We start from the raw sequence: 15,319 nt of genomic DNA on the forward strand, positions 1-15,319 counted from the left end.
CCAGAGATGTGTGTATGCGTTCTTGCGATTAGAGGTAGCTGTAGCGGCTCCAGCCGCCGTCGGCCACCAGGGTGTGTCCGTTGACATAGGCGGCCTGGCGCGAGGCCAGGAACACCGCCAGGTCCGCCATTTCGGCGGGTTGCGCCAGGCGGCGCAGCGGCGTGCGCTGCTTGAGGCGTTCGGGGTCGAGCCGGCCGCGCGCGGCCAGGTCGCGCACCAGGTCCGTTTCCACGTAGCCCGGCGCCAGCGCGTTCACGCGCACGCCCATGGGGCCCCATTCCACGGCCAGGGTCTCGGTCAGCAGCACCACCGCGCCCTTGGTGGCGCAATAGGCGGCGCGGTCGGGCGCGGCCACCACGCCGTACATGGAGGCCAGGTTGATGATGCTGCCGGCGCCAGCGGGCACCATGCGGCGGCCGGCGGCCTGGGCGCACAGGAACACGCCGGTCAGATTGATGTCCACGGCGCGGCGCCACTCGTCCACGGTGACTTCCAGCGTGGGCTTGTTGGCGGAGACGCCGGCGTTGTTGACCAGCACGTCGATGCGGCTCCAGGCCTTTTCGACCTGTGCGAAAGCCTGCTCGACCGCGTCGGCGTCGGTGACCGACGCTTGCACGGCCAGCGCCTCGCCGCCCAGGGCAGTCAGGCCGGCGACGGCTTCGTCCAGCGCCGTGGCGTCCATGTCCAGCAGCGCCACGCGCGCGCCCTGGCGCACGAAGGCCTGCGCCGTGGCCAGGCCGATGCCCTTGGCGCCGCCGGTGATGACGACGCTCTGGCCGCGCAGGTCGGGATGGATGACTTCCGGAGTTTGGTCCAAGATGTTTGCCTCTTAGCGATGTATATGCCGGCGCTCAGACCGCCAGCCATTCCTGGACCACGTCCTGGCGCTCATGCAGCTGCGCGGGCGGTCCTTCGAAAACGATGCGGCCATGGCCCATCACGCTGACGCGGGTGGAGACCTTCAGCGCGATGGTCAGCTTCTGCTCCACCAGCACCACGGACACGCCGCGCTTGTGGATGTCGCGGATCACGTCGGCGATCACTTCCACGATCTTCGGCGCCAGCCCTTCGGTGGGTTCGTCGATCAGCATGACCTTGGGGTTGCCCAATAGTGAACGGCACATGGTCAGCATCTGCTGTTCACCGCCCGACAGATTGCCGGCCTTGGTGCCGCGGCGTTCCTTCAGGCGGGGGAAGTAGTCGAACATTTGCTCGGTTGACCAGTAGGGCGCGTCGTCGCGCTTGGGCTGTTCGCCCATGCGCAGGTTTTCGTCCACGGTCAGGTTGGCGAACACCTCGCGCTCTTCCGGTACGAAGCCCAGGCCGGCGCGGGCGATCTCGAAGGGACGTTTGTTGGTGATGTCGCGGCCTTCGATGGCGATGCTGCCGCCGGTCACGTCCACCAGGCCCATGATGCTTTTCATGGTGGTGGAGCGGCCGGCGCCGTTGCGGCCCAGCAGGCTCACGACCTCGCCGCGGCCCACGGTCAGGTCGATGCCGTGCAGGATGTGGCTCTTGCCGTAGTGGGCATGCACGCCTTGCAGGCTCAGCAAGGGGGATTGCGTCGTCATACCGTTTCCTCTCCCAGGTAGGCTTCGCGCACGCGGGCGTCGCCGCGGATGTCGGCCGGCGTGCCGGTGGCGAGGATCTCGCCGTAGACCAGCACGCTGATGCGGTCGGCCAGCGAGAACACCACCTGCATGTCGTGCTCCACGATCAGCAGCGTGCAGTCGCGGGTCACGTCCTTGATCAGTTCGACCGTGTAGTCCACCTCGTGCTGGGACATGCCCGCCATGGGCTCGTCCAGCAGGATGACCTTGGGGTGCGAGGCCAGCGTCATGCCGATTTCCAGCGAACGCTGTTCCGAGTAGTTCAGGTCGCCGGCGGCGGTGTCCTGCTTGGCGGCCAGGCGCACTTTCTCCAGCAGGCGGTCGACGTCTTCGTTGACGGCGCGGTTGCGGGCGATGGGACGCCAGAAGTTGTAGACCAGGCCGTGCATGCGCAGCACCGCCAGTCGCAGGTTTTCGCGCACGGACAGACGCGGGAACACGTTGGTGATCTGGAACGAGCGCGCCAGCCCCAGGCGGTTGATGCGCTCCGGCGGCAGGCCGCCGATGGAGCGCGCACGCAGGCTGATGTCGCCCGAGGTCGGCGCGAACGAGCCCGACATCAGGTGGAACAGCGTGGACTTGCCGGCGCCGTTCGGGCCGATGACGGCATGGCGTTCGCCGGCCTCGACCTTCAGGTTCACGCCGCGGATGATCTGCGCGTCGCCAAAGGACTTGCGCACGTCGGTCAGGGTCAGGATTTCGTGGCTCATTGTGCAGCCTCCAGCGCGGGAGCGGCTTGTTCGTCGTCGCGCCACAGGGCCAGCGCCCAGCGGCAGGCAGCGAGGCCTGCCAGGAACAACACCAACGGAATCAGCCAGGTCGACAGCGCCAGCGGCGCCCAGTCGTGGCCGAACAGCGGAATGTCGGGCCAGCCGGCCTCGGGATTCATGGCCAGCAGCGACCGGTAGTCGCGGGCGAACATGCGTTGCAGCAGCTCCACCGTGAAGACCGTGGCGCAGGTCAGCAGCAGGCCGCCTGCCACCGAGACCGCGGCGCGCGGCAGCCAGTTACCCAGGCCGCGCTCGCGCAGCGAACGGGCGGCGCCCTGCACCAGGCCGACCAGGCCGTCCGGCACGAACAGCATCACCAGCACGAACAGGATGCCTTGGTACAGCAGCCAGGAGCGCGTGATGTCGGCCAGCGTCTGCGACAGGAAGGTCAGGATGGACGCGCCCAGCACCGGACCGAGGAAGGCGTTGACGCCGCCGATGTAGGCGAACAGCACCGCGTCGGTGGACAGCTTGACGTCGAACAGCACGTAGTTGCCGGCTTCGATGTTCAGCGCCTGCAGGCCGCCGGCAATGCCGGCGAACATGGCGGACAGCGCGAACACCAGGGTCTTGAGCGTGTGCGGCCGATAGCCCAGGTAGCGCAGGCGGTTGGCGTTTTCGCGCAGGCCCAGCGTCAGCCGGCCCAGCGGCGTGCGGGTCAGGCCGTAAAGCGCGGCCAGCGACACCAGCACCCAGGCCAGCACCAGGAAATAGACCTCGATGTCGGAACCGAAGGTGAAGCCCCAGGCCGGCATGCGCATGGCGGACACGCCCGCCTCGCCGCCGAACACGCCCTTGAGGTGCGGCGCCAGCGCATGCAGCAGCTCGGCCAGCGCCAGCGTGATCATGGCGAAATAGACGCCGGCGCGCATGGTGGCGAACCAGCCCGCGACCAGGCCGAACAGCAGGCCGGCCACGCCGCCTGCCAGCGGCATCAGGGGCGTGGGCAAGAGGCCCGCGCCGCCCAGCGCGTTCATGGCATGGATGGTGGCGAAGGTGCCCACGCCGAAGTAGGCGGCGTGGCCGAAGGACAGCATGCCGCCCTGGCCGGCCAGCAGGTTGAAGGCGCAGGCGAACAGCGCGGCGATCAGCATCTGCACGGCCGCCACCAGCTGGCCCGGGGGCAGCAGCCAGGGCAGCGCGCAGAGCGCGGCCACGCACAGGACGAGGAGCAGGAGGACGGAAGTACGGCGGGTCTGGCTCATGCCTGTTCTCCCTTCAGGCCCGAAGGCTTGACCAGCAGCACCACCAGCATCAGCAGGAAGGGCAGGGTGGCCGCCAGGCTGGAAATCTTCACGGTCATCAGGCCGCCCACGCTTTCGGCCCATTCCCCGGCGCCGAACAGGCCAAACAGGGTCGCCAGGCTGGCGTCGATGCCGACCGAGAACGAGCTGATCAGACCGATCAGCAGCGAGGCGATCATCGCGCCTTCGAGCGAGCCCAGGCCGCCCACCACGACCACCACGAACACCAGCACGCCCAGTTCCAACGCCATGTTCGGATTGGTGGTGTAGAAAGCGCCCGCGACCGCGCCGGCCAGGCCGGCCATGGCCGCGCCCACGCCGAACACGCTCATGAACACCAGCGGCACGTTATGGCCCAGCGCTTCGGCCATGCGCGGGCGGTAAATGGCCGAGCGCACCACGATGCCGACGCGGGTGCGCGACAGCAGCAGATAGATAACGGCGAACATCGCCAGCGACACGCCGCCCATCAGCAGGCGGTAGAAGGGGTAGTCCGCGTCGAACACGCGGAAGGCCGCGAAGTTGAGGAACTGCGGCACGCGGTAGTCGACCGGAAAGTCGCCGTAGAACAGCTTGATCAGCTCCGCCACGATGAAGGCCAGGCCGAAAGTCACAAGCAGTTCCTGCGCATGGCCGAACTTGTGGACGCGGCGCAGGAAGTAGCGCTCCACGCCCATGCCCAGCAGGCCGGCGATGATGGTGGCCAGGACCAGCGCGGTCCAGAAGCCGGTGACGGGCGTCAGGGTGTAGGCGGCATACGCGCCTATCATGTACAACGAGGCGTGCGCGAAGTTGAGCACGCCCATCATTCCAAAAATCAGTGTCAGGCCTGCCGACACCATGAATAGCAGCAGGCCGTAAATCACGCCGTTCAACAGCGAGACGGTAAAGTATTCCATGTCCGCTCCAGGATTCTTGCGCTAAGACGACGGACGTCTTGCGAGCGATGCGCACCAGGGTTTTTCCGGCCCGCGCCGGGGGTGCGCTTATTGATCTGCGACGAATGGATGGGCAAGCGCGTCCGTGGCGCCATGCGCAAGCTGGCGACGGACGCGCTTGCAACCCATCAGTTCGGCCGCTGCATCTTGCAAGTGGCTTGCGGCGGCGCCGATACAACGGCCGCGGCCAGCACCTTGACCGGCTCGAAGCCCATGTCGGTGCCGTCGGCCTTGTACTTGGCGTTCTTGCCGACCTTGGACACCACCATCGGCAACTGCACCTGGTGGTCTTCCGCGCGCATCGTGTAGGTGCCCAGCGACGAGGTGTAGGTGACCTTCTCCAGCGCGCCGGCCAGTTGCGGCACGGACAGCTTGCCGTCTTGCGGCTTCACCTGCTTGAGCGCTTCGCCCAGGAAGCGGATGCCGATCACGGTCTGCGGCTCGGTATAGCTGGGGTAGTGGCCCGTCTTGGCCTTGTAGTCCTCGGCGAACTTGGCGCCTTCCTCGCCCGCGGCCTCGATGTTGTACGGATGGGCGATATAGTGGCCCAGCGCGACTTCGCCGGCATTGGCCAGGTTGCCCACCTGGTCCAGGAACACGGTGGCGAAACGGACCTTCAGGCCGGCGGCCTGCGTGGCCTTCATCAAGAGCAGCAGGTCGTTGGACCAGTTGCCCGTGATCACGGTGTCGGGCGTGGCCGAGCGGATGCGCGCCACGTAGGGTGCGAAGTCCTGGATCTTGTTGACTTCGTGCAGCGTCTTGCCGACCACTTCATAGCCATACTGCTTGGCAAAGCGCTCGGTGGCGCCTTCCATGTCCTGGCCCCAGGAGTAGTTCTGGTTGATGGCGTACACGCGCTTGCCCAGCGTGCCGTCGGCCGACATGACCGAGGCCAGCGCCTTCACGCGCAGGTCGGCGTTGGTGGTGAAGCGGAAGTGGTAGAAGTGGCACTTCTGGCCGGTCAGTTCCAGCGCCTCGCCGCCCACGTTCAGGAACACGACTTCCTTGCCCGGGTTGCGCAGGTTGTGCTTGCGCACGTCTTCGGTCAGCTGGCCCGAAATGGCCGACGAGGACCCTTGCACCAGGATCTGCACGCCTTCGGCCGCGGCCGCGCGGAAGCGGTCGGACGCGCCCACCGGGCCGCCCTGGTTGTCGAACTCGACCAGTTCCAGCGGCTGGCCGTTCCAGCCGCCGGCGGCGTTGATGCGGTCCAGCTCATACTTGACCGCGGCGCGGAACATCAGGCCGGTCGAGGCCTGCGGGCCGGACAGCGTCTCGATCAGGCCGATCTTGACGGGCGCGGCCTGGGCCGATGCGGCGATGCCGGCCAGGCACAGCAGGCCAGTGGTGAAAGCCAATTTCATGCGTGTCTCCTCCGTGGGACGGGAGTGTGGTGAATCTGTTGATCAGGCAAGCGCGCGGGCGGGCTTGCGCGGCTCTTCTATGCCCAGGAAGCGGGCAATTTCGGCAATCTGTCCTTCCAGCATGTACAGGCCCGGATGCGTGCGGCAGCCGCGCGCGGCGGCGGCGCGCAGCAGGGGCGTGTCGACGCGGCTCATGACGGCGTCGGCTACGACGGTGCCGGCGGCAAGCGCGTCCAGCTGGAAGGGCAGGGGATCGGTGTCGTTCAGGCCCAGCGAGGTCGCGTTGATGGCGATGTCGCAAGCCTGGGGCGCGGCGCTGGCCACGCTGATGGCCAGGCCGGGATATTGGCGGCTCAGATGAGCGGCGAAGGAGAGCGCCTTGTCGGCGCTGCGGTTGTACAGGCGCAGGCTGGCGGGGCCGGCGTCGGCCACGGCACAGGCGATGGCCTTGCCCGCGCCGCCCAGGCCGGCCAGGTAGACGTGGCGGCCGGCCGGATCATGGCCCTGGCTGCGCAAGCCGGCGACGAAACCCAGTCCGTCGAAGTTGCCGCCGGTGAGCACGCCGTCGCGCAGGCGCACCGCGTTGACCGCGCCGCTTAGCTGGGCCGAGGGCGTCAGCGCGTCGCACAGGGCGGCGGCATTTTCCTTGTGGGGCACCGTCACCACGATGCCGCCCAGATTGGCCAGCCCGCGGATGCCGGCGAACAGGCCGGGCAGGGCGTCGGGGGCCACATGGAACGGGACCATGACCGCGTCCACGCCGCGCTCGCGCAACAGGGCGTTGAGCCGCTGGGGCGTCTTGACGTGCGCGATCGGGTCCGCCGCGATCGCGAAAACGGTAGTGCTGCCGGTGATTTCCACCTGTTTGTCCCCTGCCTGGGTAGCGGCTTGCCGCCGTGTCGTTCCCGACTCTCTTGCCTGAAAGCGCCAGTTGCTTTACGCTTTCGGAATAAGTTGTCAGGCAATTTTATTAAGTTGTCCGATAAATCATAGGGCAAGCGTTTTTCCCGTGTCAAGCGGCGGTTTCGGGAGTCCAATCGGAATTCCAGGGACCGCCGGAAAGGCGCTCAGCCCGCGTACGAGCGTGCTACAGGAGACAGAATGATTTCGTTCGAAGGAAAGGTTGCCGCCATCACCGGCGCGGGCAATGGCATCGGCCTGGCGACGGCGCGGCTGATGGCGGCGCATGGCGCGCGGCTGGTGCTGACCGACATCGATAACGCGCGCCTGGAAGAGGTGGCGGCCGAGCTGGACCCCAGCGGGCAGCGCGTCTACACGCGGGCGCTGGACGTGTCGGCGTCGGCCGACTGCGAACGCGTGTTCGAGGCGGCGGCCAAGCATTTCGGCGGGCTGGACCACCTGGTGCATTGCGCCGGCATCTATCCGGAGCAACTGGTCAAGGACACCAGCGACGAGGCCTGGCGCACGCTGATGCGCGTGAACCTGGACGGCACCTTCTATGTATGCCGCGCCGCCCAGCGCCATTTGCGCCACGACGGCTCCATCGTGTTGCTGACCTCGCTGGCGGCCCAGCGCGGCAGCTATGCGCATGCGGCCTATTCGGCTTCCAAGGGCGCGGTGCAGAGCTTCACGCGCAGCCTGGCGCTGGAGCTGGCGCCGCAGATCCGCGTGAACGCGGTCGCGCCGGGCATCATCGCCACTTCCATGACGCAGGACTTGATCGGACAGAAGGGCGCGCAGCTGCTGGAAAGCACGCCGCTGCGCCGCTACGGCACGGCGGAGGAAATCGCCGGCTCCATCGCGTTCCTGTGCTCGCCGCTGGCCGGTTTCGTCACCGGCGAGGTCATGCAGGTCAACGGCGGCATCTATATCGCGTAAAGTCCCAGGATGGCGCGCCTGCCCATGCCGCGTCCGGTCCGCCAGGCATTCCCATAAACAAGAGGCGGCGCGTCTGCGCGCCGCCCGCAAGTTTCCACCATTCGACCATGCAGCCCAACCAAGAACAGGATCCGCCGCGCGCCGCGCCCAAGAGTTCGCTTTCGGCGGCGCTGGGCGACGCGTTGGCGGAGCAGATCCGCCAGGGGACGCTCGCACCCGGCGATCGCCTGCCCACGGAAAAGCAGCTGACGGAAACCTATTCCGTCAGCCGCGCCGTCGTGCGCGAAGCGCTGGCGCGCCTGAAGTCCGAAGGCCTGATCACGTCGCAGCAAGGCAGCGGAGTGTTCGTCGATCCGAACTTCCAGAAGAACGCGTTCCGCATCGCCGCGCCCACGCCGGGCGACAACCAGGAACTGGAACATATCCTGGAGCTGATGCTGTCCATCGAAGTCACCGCCGCGCGCTACGCTGCGCAGCGCCGCACCGACGCGGATCTGAAGAAGATGCGCCAGGCGCTGGTGGGCATGGAATACGCGCTGCTCAACGACAAGCTGGGCGACGAAGAGGACTACCAGTTCCACCATGCCATCGTGCAGGCGACCCATAATCCGCACCTGGTAGCCCTGAACGATTACCTGGAAGCCAATGTGCGCCGGGTCATCCGCAGCGCGCGCAACAATACGGCGCGCATGTACACCGAACGCATGGCCGCGGTGCAGAGCGAGCATCAGGCGATCTTCGCGGCCATCGACGCAGGCGATCCGGACGCCGCCGGACGCGCCGCCGACCAGCACCTGCGCAACGCCGCGGACCGCTTGCGGCTGTTCCAGGCGGAGCGGCCGGCGCCGGTCTAGGGCGCCGGGGACAGCCTGCCGCGCGGGTGAGTCCTAGGCGAAGGTCTGTTCCATTTCGCGGCGGAACTGCACGGCCGTGGACCTTTCGTCGTACTCCACGTCGGCCCAGCGGATCGCCTGCGATTGGCGCACCGGGTTCTTCAACTTGACCTGGTGCGACAGGCCCAGCGGCAGATAGCCCTCGTCCACCGAATCGCGCGCCGGCATCAGCCGGCCGTACACCGTGTAGCCGCCTTCGCCGTCCAGGATCTGGCCGGCCGGCAGGTCGCGCTTGGCGGTGGCGACGACGTCGCCATGCCAGCCCGCGGGCGCGCCGGTGGGTTCGCGGCGCAAGCCCACGCTGGCCACGCTGATGCCCAGCTCCAGGCCGATCAGGTGATAGGGCTTGTACATGGCGGTGTAGTTGCCGCTGGGGTCCGTGACCAGGCCGTATTCCTTGAAGCAGCGGCGCACGTAGTCGCTGTCGGCGGCCAGGGTCACGTACACGCCCCAGCGCAGGTCGCGGAACACCGGGCGGCCGTCGCGCTCCAGCGAGGAAATCACCTCGACCTGGCCGCGATGGTGCAGGATGCCGCCGCTTTCGCGCGGCCGCAGCACGCGCGCCAGATCGTCCACGCCGCAGGGCGGGAAGTGCAGGCCGGATGGCGAGGGCAGCAAGCCCGTGGCGTTGGACACCGCGGCCATTTCGATCGCGCTCTTGGTGCCGTCCAGGAAACTGTTGAACATCTGCGCGTTGAAGTCGCCCGCCGCTACCATCTCGGCGGTGAAGCCGTAATAGGGCCAGACGGTGTCCGGCGTGGAGGTATGGAATTCCGGCAGATACTTGGTGCCCTTGCCCGCGGCCATGACCTCGAAGCCGCTGGCGCGGGCCCAGTCCACCATTTCGCAGATCAGGGCCGGCTGGTCGCCGTAGGCCAGCGAATAGACGATGCCGGCCTCGCGCGCGCGCCGCGCCAGCAGGGGGCCGGCCAGCGCGTCGGCCTCGACGTTGACCATGATGATGTGCTTGCCGTATTCGCAGCAGGCCAGCACGTGGCTGATGCCGGCGGCGGCCTGGCCGGTGGCGTCGATGACGATATCGACATCGGGACTGGCGATCACGGCGTGGGGATCGTCGCTGAAGTAGACCTTGCCGTTCTTCAGCGCATCATTGGTGCTGCTGGCGTTGAGCGCGCTGGCGGGCCAGCCCACCCGGGTTAGCGCCGCGCGGGCCCGGTCGGGCGCCAGATCGGCCACGGCGACCAGCCTCATTCCCGGCGTGCGCGGGGCTTGGCTCATGAACATCGCGCCGAACTTTCCGGCGCCCAGCAAGGCAACACGCAAGGGCTTGTGATCGGCTTCTCGCTGCTTCAGCAGGCGGTACAGATTCATGGCGCGGGCTCCTCCGGGGTGGGGGGTACTGCAACACAGAATAGTCCCAAATCGCGGCTACTGAACAGGACTCACTCGTCTGCCGTATACAGCTCTCCGGCCAGCACGTTGCGCCAGTTCTGCCAGCTGATGCGGGGGCGGTCCGACACCTCGCGGTTGTAGGGGGCGTCGAACAGGATGTGCTTCCAGCGCGGCTTGACCGCGCCTTCGATCAGGGGCTTGTCGTCGATCAGCAGGTGGCCGTGCACCAGGGTCTTGTCCTTGGTCAGGATCAGCCGGTTGGTCGCTTCGCGGCCCAGGTGTTTTTCCACCCACAGGTACTTCTCCGCCACGCAGTTCTCGAACTGCGACAGGGGCGAGGAGCAGATGCGCACGTCCATGCCCAGCGCCAGCAGTTCCTTTATGGCGTCCAGCGCGCCGGGCACCGGCGGCAGGTCGCGGATGAAGCCGGGCGCCGTGTAGATGGCCTCGGCCATGCCGCGCAGCTCGGGGGCGTAATCCTGGCGGATGTAGAAAGACTTGCGGTCCTCGAACGCTACCGGCGGGATGTCCGGATGGCGCGCGCGCCAGGCGTCGATGAAGGCGTGTTCGAAATCGGCGAGCACGCCGTCTTGGTCCAGCAGGATGATCATGGCGGTCCCGGGTGATGGCAACCGGCTGATTGTGCCAGAGCGGAACGTCAGGAGTCTTGCGGCCGGGACTGCGCCACGATGCGGTAGCGGCTGCCGCCCGATTGCGATTCGGAGGCGACCAGCACCATGCGGTCGTAGCGCCAGGGCAGGGGGGCGGGCGCTTCGGCTGGCGGACTGGAGTGCTCGATGTTGCGCAGCAGGGTGACGTGCGGGCGGAAGGGCTGCGGCGGCGCGGCCAGGCCAAAACCCGACAGCCATAGCCACAGATCATCGTGGGCGGCCTGCAGGCCTTCGGGCGTGTCGCCGGGACCGGCCCACAGGATGCGCTGGCGACCGAAGACGCCGTAGCGGTCCAGCATGATGTCCTCGGGGGCGAGGCGGCGTTCAGGTGTCGCCGCGGCCAGCTCATCGGCAAGCGCCGCGTCCACCGGCCCAAGGAAGGCCAGGGTCAGGTGCAGGGTTTCCGTGCGCATGGCGCGCCCGCCGCAGCTGGGCCGAGCCTGCTCTGCCCAGGTCGCGAGCTGGGCGGCCAGCGAGGGGGCGGGCCACAAGGCGTAGAACAGGCGGACGGTGGACATGCGCTGATTGTAGGGGCGCATGCGGCGCAATGCGCGTGCGCGGCCCTTCAGTCGCTTGTGGTTTCGGTGCGGCGCCGGCGGGTCAGGGCGGTGTCGAAACGTTCCACGCCTGGGCGGGCTGGACGGTCGAAGCGTTCCACGCCTGGGCGGGCTGGACGGTCGAAGCGTTCCACGCCGGGACGGGCCGGGCGGTCGAAACGCTCCACGCCGGGACGGGTGAAGCGCTCGACGCGCTGCGGGGTTTCGGTCTTGGCCTGCACGCTCTGGGCGGCCGCCTGTTCGCGCTTGGCGATGATTTCCTCGGCGCGCTGATGATGCGGCGCCATCTTGCGGACCATCACCCGGCCGTCGCGCGGGAAGTAGTTGATGCGGCGCGCGTGCACGTCGCCCAGGTCTTGCGCCTTGACGGGGATGCCTTCGGTTCTGAGATAGTTCAGCACGAACTGGCCGTTGCGTTCGCCGATGTTCATCTGCTGCATGGCGGACAGCACGGCGCCGCCGCCGAATACCTTGGCTTCAAGCCGGTCGCGCGCCGCGCCGGCCTTCAGCAGTTCGTTGATCAGCACTTCCATGGCGAAGGCGCCATAGCGCATGGTGGCCGAGGCGGGCGACTGCATGTCGCCCTCAGGCAACATGAAATGGTTCATGCCGCCCACGCCCGTGATCGGGTCGTGGATACAGGCGGCGACGCAAGACCCCAGGACGGTCGAGATCATCAGGTCTTCGTTGGTGACGTAGTACTCGTTGGGCAGTACTTTCACCGCCTGACACTGGAACGCGCTGTCGAAATAGTGGCGCGTCGCACGGGCTTCAAGACGGGCGGCCATGGGACTCGATTAAGGGCAAGTACAACGATTGGGACACGAAGGTGGCAGCTCGAGAACAGAAATGTATCAAAGTATGTAAGAAAATGTCGCTTTATTCTTGCATACTCAAGCTTCCAGCGGGTGAATTGCTATGTAACGGGCGCAGTAATGTGTCCTGTTTTTGCAGCCCGGCCCAAAGCCGAAGACGCCCGCAGGCAGGCATGCAAGCATCCTACACAGGCGGGCGGAAGTCGTTCCCCGGATCACGGGGAAGAAGGGGCTTTATACGGAGCTTTAGGCGCTGCGCGTCAGAAGCGCGTGCTGCGGGTGACCGACCAGCGGGCCGACAGGGCGCCCAGGGCGGCCGAAGCCACCACCGCGCCGATCAGCACGGACGGGCCCGGAAGGTGCAGGGCGAATTCGGCCCCGTAGCTGCGGGCCAGCCCCACCAGGGCGTCGTTCAGTGGCGACAGCGCGACCGCCGCCACGCCGATGGCCAGAAGCGAGGCCACCGCGCCCGATAGCGCGCCCAGGTAGAGGAAGGGGCGGCGCACGAAGGATTCGGTGGCGCCCACCAGCCGCGCCACGCCGATTTCCTCGCGTTGCGACAGCGCCTGCATGCGCACGGTATTGAAGACCGTCGCCAGCACCACCACCGCCACGCAGGCGGCCAGGAAGGCCAGGCCGATGCGGGCAAAGCGCAGGATCGCCTCCAGGCGCTGCACCCAGGCGCTGTCCAGCTGCACCAGGTCGACGTGGTTCCATTGTTTCCAGGAGGCGGCCAGCTTGTCTGCCCGGCCGGCGAGGTTGTCGCCATCGGCCAGCGTCACCACCACTGCGTCCGGCAGCGGGTTGCCCGGCAGCACGGCCAGCGCCTGCTGCCAGGCCGGGTTGGCGCGCAGATCCGCCAAGGCGTCCTCGCGGCCCACCACGCGCACGGCGCGAACGTCGTTCTTGAATTCGTCCTGGATCCGTTTGGCCACGTCCGCGGCGGCGCCCGAGGGGGCGTCCACGCGCATGAAGACGGTGACTTCGGGGGTGACCGACATCTGGCGCGCCACCGGCTGGACCGAGACGAGGATGGCACTGCCCAACAGGGGCAGGGCCAGCGCCAGGGCCATGACCAGCAGGTTGGCCAGGGAGGAGAACGGTTGCTTGACCAGCCGGCGCAGGGTGACCAGCAGCGCGTAGCGGTGTTGCCGCAGCCAGGCGTTCATGCGGACTCTCCCGGATAGGCGCGGCCGGACGCGGCGCCCGGCTGTTGTCCAATGCCGGATTGTCCCGCGCCGGCCTCAGGCTGCGGCGTTGCGGAACCCTGGGAGTCGGCGAACTTGCCCGGGTCGATGCGCAAGGTGCGGGTGGCGTAGCGCGCCATGAGGTCCTGGTCGTGCGAGGCGATCAGCGTGGTCACGCCGACGCGGTTGAAGTCGCGGAACACATTCATGATGCGCTGCGCGTTGTCGTGGTCGAGGTTGGCGGTGGGTTCGTCGGCGATCAGGATGGCGGGCCGGTTCACGATGGCCCGCGCGATCGCCAGGCGCTGCTGTTCGCCGCCGGACAGTTCGATCGGATTCAGGTCTTCCTTGCCGGACAGCCCCACCTTGTCCAGGGCGGCGCGGGCGCGCGCCGCGGCCGAGTCCCAGGCGTGGCCCGTGACCGCCAGCGGCAGCATGACATTTTCGAACGCGCTGCGATCGAACAGCAGGTGCGTGTCCTGCAGGATCACGCCCACGGCGCGGCGCAGGTACGGCCGGGCGCGGGCGGGCAGCTTGTCCAGCCGCTGGCCGTTGACCTGGATCGACCCCCGGCTGGCGGGCTCCAGTCCGCCGATCAGCTTGAGCAAGGTGGACTTGCCCGCGCCGGACGGCCCGGATACGAAAACGAACTCTCCCGCGCTCACGCGGAAGTTGATGTCGGCCAGGATATTGCGGCCGCGACCATATGATTTGAATACGTGCTGGAATTCGATCATGGCGGCTGTCAGATGAAGCCGCAATAGTAACTCGGGGACACTAAGGTGGCCTAAACCGCCTGGACGATGCGCGGACAAATATTTGCGCGCAAGGCGTCCGGGCGCGTTTGTCCTGGCTCAAACAGTGCCCCCATTTTCGACAGGAAACAGCGTTTCATTTCACCCAGTGTCCCTATATTTCAAGGGAATTCCCGGATGCGCCGCGAGCGGCGCGGACGCTACCATCCGCCCCATACGTCGGCCCAACCCGGCCTGCGTTGCGACTTCGCTTTATCCCACACGGAGAACACGATGAAAGTACTGAAACTCGCTGCGATCGGCGCCGCTTTGTTCGCTGCATCCGCGGCTGCCAATGCGGGCGCAACCTTCGATAACGTCAAGAAAAAAGGGTTTGTCCAGTGCGGGGTTTCGACGGGCATCCCGGGGTTCTCCATCGCTGACAGCAAGGGCGAATACAAGGGCATCGACGTGGACCTGTGCCGCGCCATCGCCTCGACCATGTTCGGCGACGCCACCAAGGTCAAGTTCACCCCGCTGAACACGCAGCAACGCTTCACCGCGCTGCAGTCCGGCGAAGTCGACGTCCTCACCCGCAACACCACCGTCACGCTGACGCGCGACACCACGCTGGGCCTGATCGGCGTGGGCGTGAACTACTACGACAGCCAGGGCGTCATGGTCTCCAAGGACCTGAACGTCAAGAGCGCCAAGGAACTCAACGGCGCCACCATCTGCGTGCAGCCCGGCACCACCACCGAACTGAACCTGGCTGACTGGTTCCGCGGCCAGAAGATCGAATTCAAGCCGGTCGTGATCGACAAGTACGACGAAATCATCCGCGCCTTCTCGGCCGGCCGCTGCGACGCCTTCACCACCGACAAGTCGCAACTGGCTTCCACCCGCACCACGCTCGAGAATCCGGACAAGTACGTGATCCTGCCGGAAGACTTCTCCAAGGAGCCGCTGGGCCCCATGGTCCGCCAGGGCGACGAGCAATGGTTCAACATCGTGCGCTGGTCGCTCAACGCCATGCTCGAAGCCGAGGAATACGGCATCACCAAGGCCAACGTCGCGGAAATGGCCAAGAGCCCCAACCCCAACATCCAGCGCATCCTGGGCGTGACCCCGGGCATGGGCAAGAACCTGGGCGTGGATGACAAGTGGGCCTACAACATCATCAAGAACGTGGGCAACTACGGCGAAAGCTTCGAAAGCACGCTGGGCAAGAGCAGCGCGATGAAGCTGGAGCGCGGCTTGAACGCTTCCTACAAGAATGGTGGCTTGATGTACGGCTGGCCGGTGCGCTAACACACGGCTGCCTGGAAAAACGGAGCCCGGCGC

At 67.0% G+C, this 15,319-nt stretch carries 16 protein-coding genes; 3 read left to right on the forward strand and 13 right to left on the reverse strand.

Going from position 1 to position 15,319, the window contains the following annotated elements; translation table 11 throughout:
* Positions 1-28: 28 nt before the first annotated feature.
* From DXK93_RS13345 to DXK93_RS13375, 7 genes are all read right to left on the reverse strand, one after another.
* Entirely contained in the window at positions 29-817 is a 789-nt protein-coding gene (locus tag DXK93_RS13345) for an SDR family NAD(P)-dependent oxidoreductase (protein ID WP_054458930.1), read from the reverse strand.
* Between the two features lie 34 nt (positions 818-851).
* Positions 852-1,571 carry an ABC transporter ATP-binding protein gene (locus tag DXK93_RS13350; protein ID WP_054458931.1) on the reverse strand — a complete coding sequence of 240 codons (720 nt, stop codon included), beginning with the start codon at positions 1,569-1,571 and terminating at the stop codon, positions 852-854.
* Entirely contained in the window at positions 1,568-2,320 is a 753-nt protein-coding gene (locus tag DXK93_RS13355; RefSeq protein WP_119450282.1) for an ABC transporter ATP-binding protein, read from the reverse strand. The genes DXK93_RS13350 and DXK93_RS13355 overlap by 4 nt, the downstream gene beginning before the upstream one ends.
* Positions 2,317-3,585 carry a branched-chain amino acid ABC transporter permease gene (locus tag DXK93_RS13360; RefSeq protein WP_119450283.1) on the reverse strand — a complete coding sequence of 423 codons (1,269 nt, stop codon included), beginning with the start codon at positions 3,583-3,585 and terminating at the stop codon, positions 2,317-2,319. The genes DXK93_RS13355 and DXK93_RS13360 overlap by 4 nt, the downstream gene beginning before the upstream one ends.
* Positions 3,582-4,523 (reverse strand): branched-chain amino acid ABC transporter permease, encoded by a 942-nt coding sequence (locus DXK93_RS13365; RefSeq protein ID WP_119450284.1) that lies wholly within the window; start codon positions 4,521-4,523, stop codon positions 3,582-3,584. The genes DXK93_RS13360 and DXK93_RS13365 overlap by 4 nt, the downstream gene beginning before the upstream one ends.
* Positions 4,524-4,690: 167 nt before the next feature.
* Positions 4,691-5,926, reverse strand: coding sequence for a branched-chain amino acid ABC transporter substrate-binding protein (locus DXK93_RS13370; protein ID WP_119450285.1), 1,236 nt, complete (start codon positions 5,924-5,926; stop codon positions 4,691-4,693).
* A 42-nt stretch (positions 5,927-5,968) separates the two neighbouring features.
* Complete coding sequence (locus DXK93_RS13375) at positions 5,969-6,787, reverse strand: shikimate dehydrogenase (protein ID WP_119450286.1); 819 nt, start codon at positions 6,785-6,787, stop codon at positions 5,969-5,971.
* A 240-nt stretch (positions 6,788-7,027) separates the two neighbouring features.
* On the opposite strand from DXK93_RS13375, the gene DXK93_RS13380 reads away from it, so the two are divergent.
* Both DXK93_RS13380 and DXK93_RS13385 read left to right on the forward strand, forming a co-directional pair.
* A complete protein-coding gene (locus tag DXK93_RS13380) occupies positions 7,028-7,765 on the forward strand; it encodes an SDR family NAD(P)-dependent oxidoreductase (protein ID WP_013396517.1) in 738 nt (245 codons plus the stop codon).
* Positions 7,766-7,872: 107 nt separating this feature from the next.
* Positions 7,873-8,619: a FadR/GntR family transcriptional regulator gene (locus DXK93_RS13385; RefSeq protein WP_054458942.1), complete on the forward strand. Its 747-nt coding sequence runs from the start codon at positions 7,873-7,875 to the stop codon at positions 8,617-8,619.
* Between the two features lie 33 nt (positions 8,620-8,652).
* Here the strand turns inward: DXK93_RS13385 and DXK93_RS13390 are convergent, their stop codons facing one another.
* The 6 genes from DXK93_RS13390 to DXK93_RS13415 form a co-directional block, all read right to left on the reverse strand.
* Positions 8,653-9,990, reverse strand: a complete 1,338-nt coding sequence (locus DXK93_RS13390; RefSeq protein ID WP_054458944.1) for an NAD(P)H-dependent oxidoreductase — start codon at positions 9,988-9,990, stop codon at positions 8,653-8,655.
* Between the two features lie 71 nt (positions 9,991-10,061).
* Positions 10,062-10,622, reverse strand: coding sequence for a 5'-3'-deoxyribonucleotidase (locus DXK93_RS13395; protein ID WP_054458946.1), 561 nt, complete (start codon positions 10,620-10,622; stop codon positions 10,062-10,064).
* A gap of 47 nt (positions 10,623-10,669) precedes the next feature.
* Entirely contained in the window at positions 10,670-11,221 is a 552-nt protein-coding gene (thpR, locus tag DXK93_RS13400) for an RNA 2',3'-cyclic phosphodiesterase (protein ID WP_225590533.1), read from the reverse strand.
* 26 nt (positions 11,222-11,247) lie between these two features.
* Positions 11,248-12,027, reverse strand: coding sequence for a chemoreceptor glutamine deamidase CheD (gene cheD / locus DXK93_RS13405; RefSeq protein ID WP_119450287.1), 780 nt, complete (start codon positions 12,025-12,027; stop codon positions 11,248-11,250).
* A 287-nt stretch (positions 12,028-12,314) separates the two neighbouring features.
* Positions 12,315-13,223 (reverse strand): ABC transporter permease, encoded by a 909-nt coding sequence (locus tag DXK93_RS13410; protein ID WP_119450288.1) that lies wholly within the window; start codon positions 13,221-13,223, stop codon positions 12,315-12,317.
* A complete protein-coding gene (locus tag DXK93_RS13415) occupies positions 13,220-13,978 on the reverse strand; it encodes a cell division ATP-binding protein FtsE (RefSeq protein ID WP_054458951.1) in 759 nt (252 codons plus the stop codon). Before DXK93_RS13415 ends, DXK93_RS13410 begins: the two co-directional genes overlap by 4 nt.
* Before the next feature lie 291 nt (positions 13,979-14,269).
* On the opposite strand from DXK93_RS13415, the gene DXK93_RS13420 reads away from it, so the two are divergent.
* Positions 14,270-15,286: an amino acid ABC transporter substrate-binding protein gene (locus DXK93_RS13420; RefSeq protein WP_054458953.1), complete on the forward strand. Its 1,017-nt coding sequence runs from the start codon at positions 14,270-14,272 to the stop codon at positions 15,284-15,286.
* The last annotated feature ends 33 nt before the right edge of the window (positions 15,287-15,319 follow it).

The sequence above is a fragment of the Achromobacter sp. K91 genome (genome assembly GCF_003576205.1).
GTDB lineage: Bacteria > Pseudomonadota > Gammaproteobacteria > Burkholderiales > Burkholderiaceae_B > Achromobacter > Achromobacter aegrifaciens.

What these genes read in the sequence shown, in the direction of transcription:
- DXK93_RS13360 (WP_119450283.1), bottom strand. Translation starts at nt 3,585, where the DNA reads ATGAGCCAGACCCGCCGTACTTCCGTCCTCCTGCTCCTCGTCCTGTGC.
- DXK93_RS13355 (WP_119450282.1), bottom strand. Translation starts at nt 2,320, where the DNA reads ATGAGCCACGAAATCCTGACCCTGACCGACGTGCGCAAGTCCTTTGGC.
- DXK93_RS13385 (WP_054458942.1), top strand. Translation starts at nt 7,873, where the DNA reads ATGCAGCCCAACCAAGAACAGGATCCGCCGCGCGCCGCGCCCAAGAGT.
- DXK93_RS13410 (WP_119450288.1), bottom strand. Translation starts at nt 13,223, where the DNA reads ATGAACGCCTGGCTGCGGCAACACCGCTACGCGCTGCTGGTCACCCTG.
- DXK93_RS13395 (WP_054458946.1), bottom strand. Translation starts at nt 10,622, where the DNA reads ATGATCATCCTGCTGGACCAAGACGGCGTGCTCGCCGATTTCGAACAC.
- cheD (WP_119450287.1), bottom strand. Translation starts at nt 12,027, where the DNA reads ATGGCCGCCCGTCTTGAAGCCCGTGCGACGCGCCACTATTTCGACAGC.
- DXK93_RS13370 (WP_119450285.1), bottom strand. Translation starts at nt 5,926, where the DNA reads ATGAAATTGGCTTTCACCACTGGCCTGCTGTGCCTGGCCGGCATCGCC.
- DXK93_RS13420 (WP_054458953.1), top strand. Translation starts at nt 14,270, where the DNA reads ATGAAAGTACTGAAACTCGCTGCGATCGGCGCCGCTTTGTTCGCTGCA.
- DXK93_RS13365 (WP_119450284.1), bottom strand. Translation starts at nt 4,523, where the DNA reads ATGGAATACTTTACCGTCTCGCTGTTGAACGGCGTGATTTACGGCCTG.
- DXK93_RS13390 (WP_054458944.1), bottom strand. Translation starts at nt 9,990, where the DNA reads ATGAATCTGTACCGCCTGCTGAAGCAGCGAGAAGCCGATCACAAGCCC.
- DXK93_RS13380 (WP_013396517.1), top strand. Translation starts at nt 7,028, where the DNA reads ATGATTTCGTTCGAAGGAAAGGTTGCCGCCATCACCGGCGCGGGCAAT.
- thpR (WP_225590533.1), bottom strand. Translation starts at nt 11,221, where the DNA reads ATGCGCCCCTACAATCAGCGCATGTCCACCGTCCGCCTGTTCTACGCC.
- DXK93_RS13350 (WP_054458931.1), bottom strand. Translation starts at nt 1,571, where the DNA reads ATGACGACGCAATCCCCCTTGCTGAGCCTGCAAGGCGTGCATGCCCAC.
- DXK93_RS13415 (WP_054458951.1), bottom strand. Translation starts at nt 13,978, where the DNA reads ATGATCGAATTCCAGCACGTATTCAAATCATATGGTCGCGGCCGCAAT.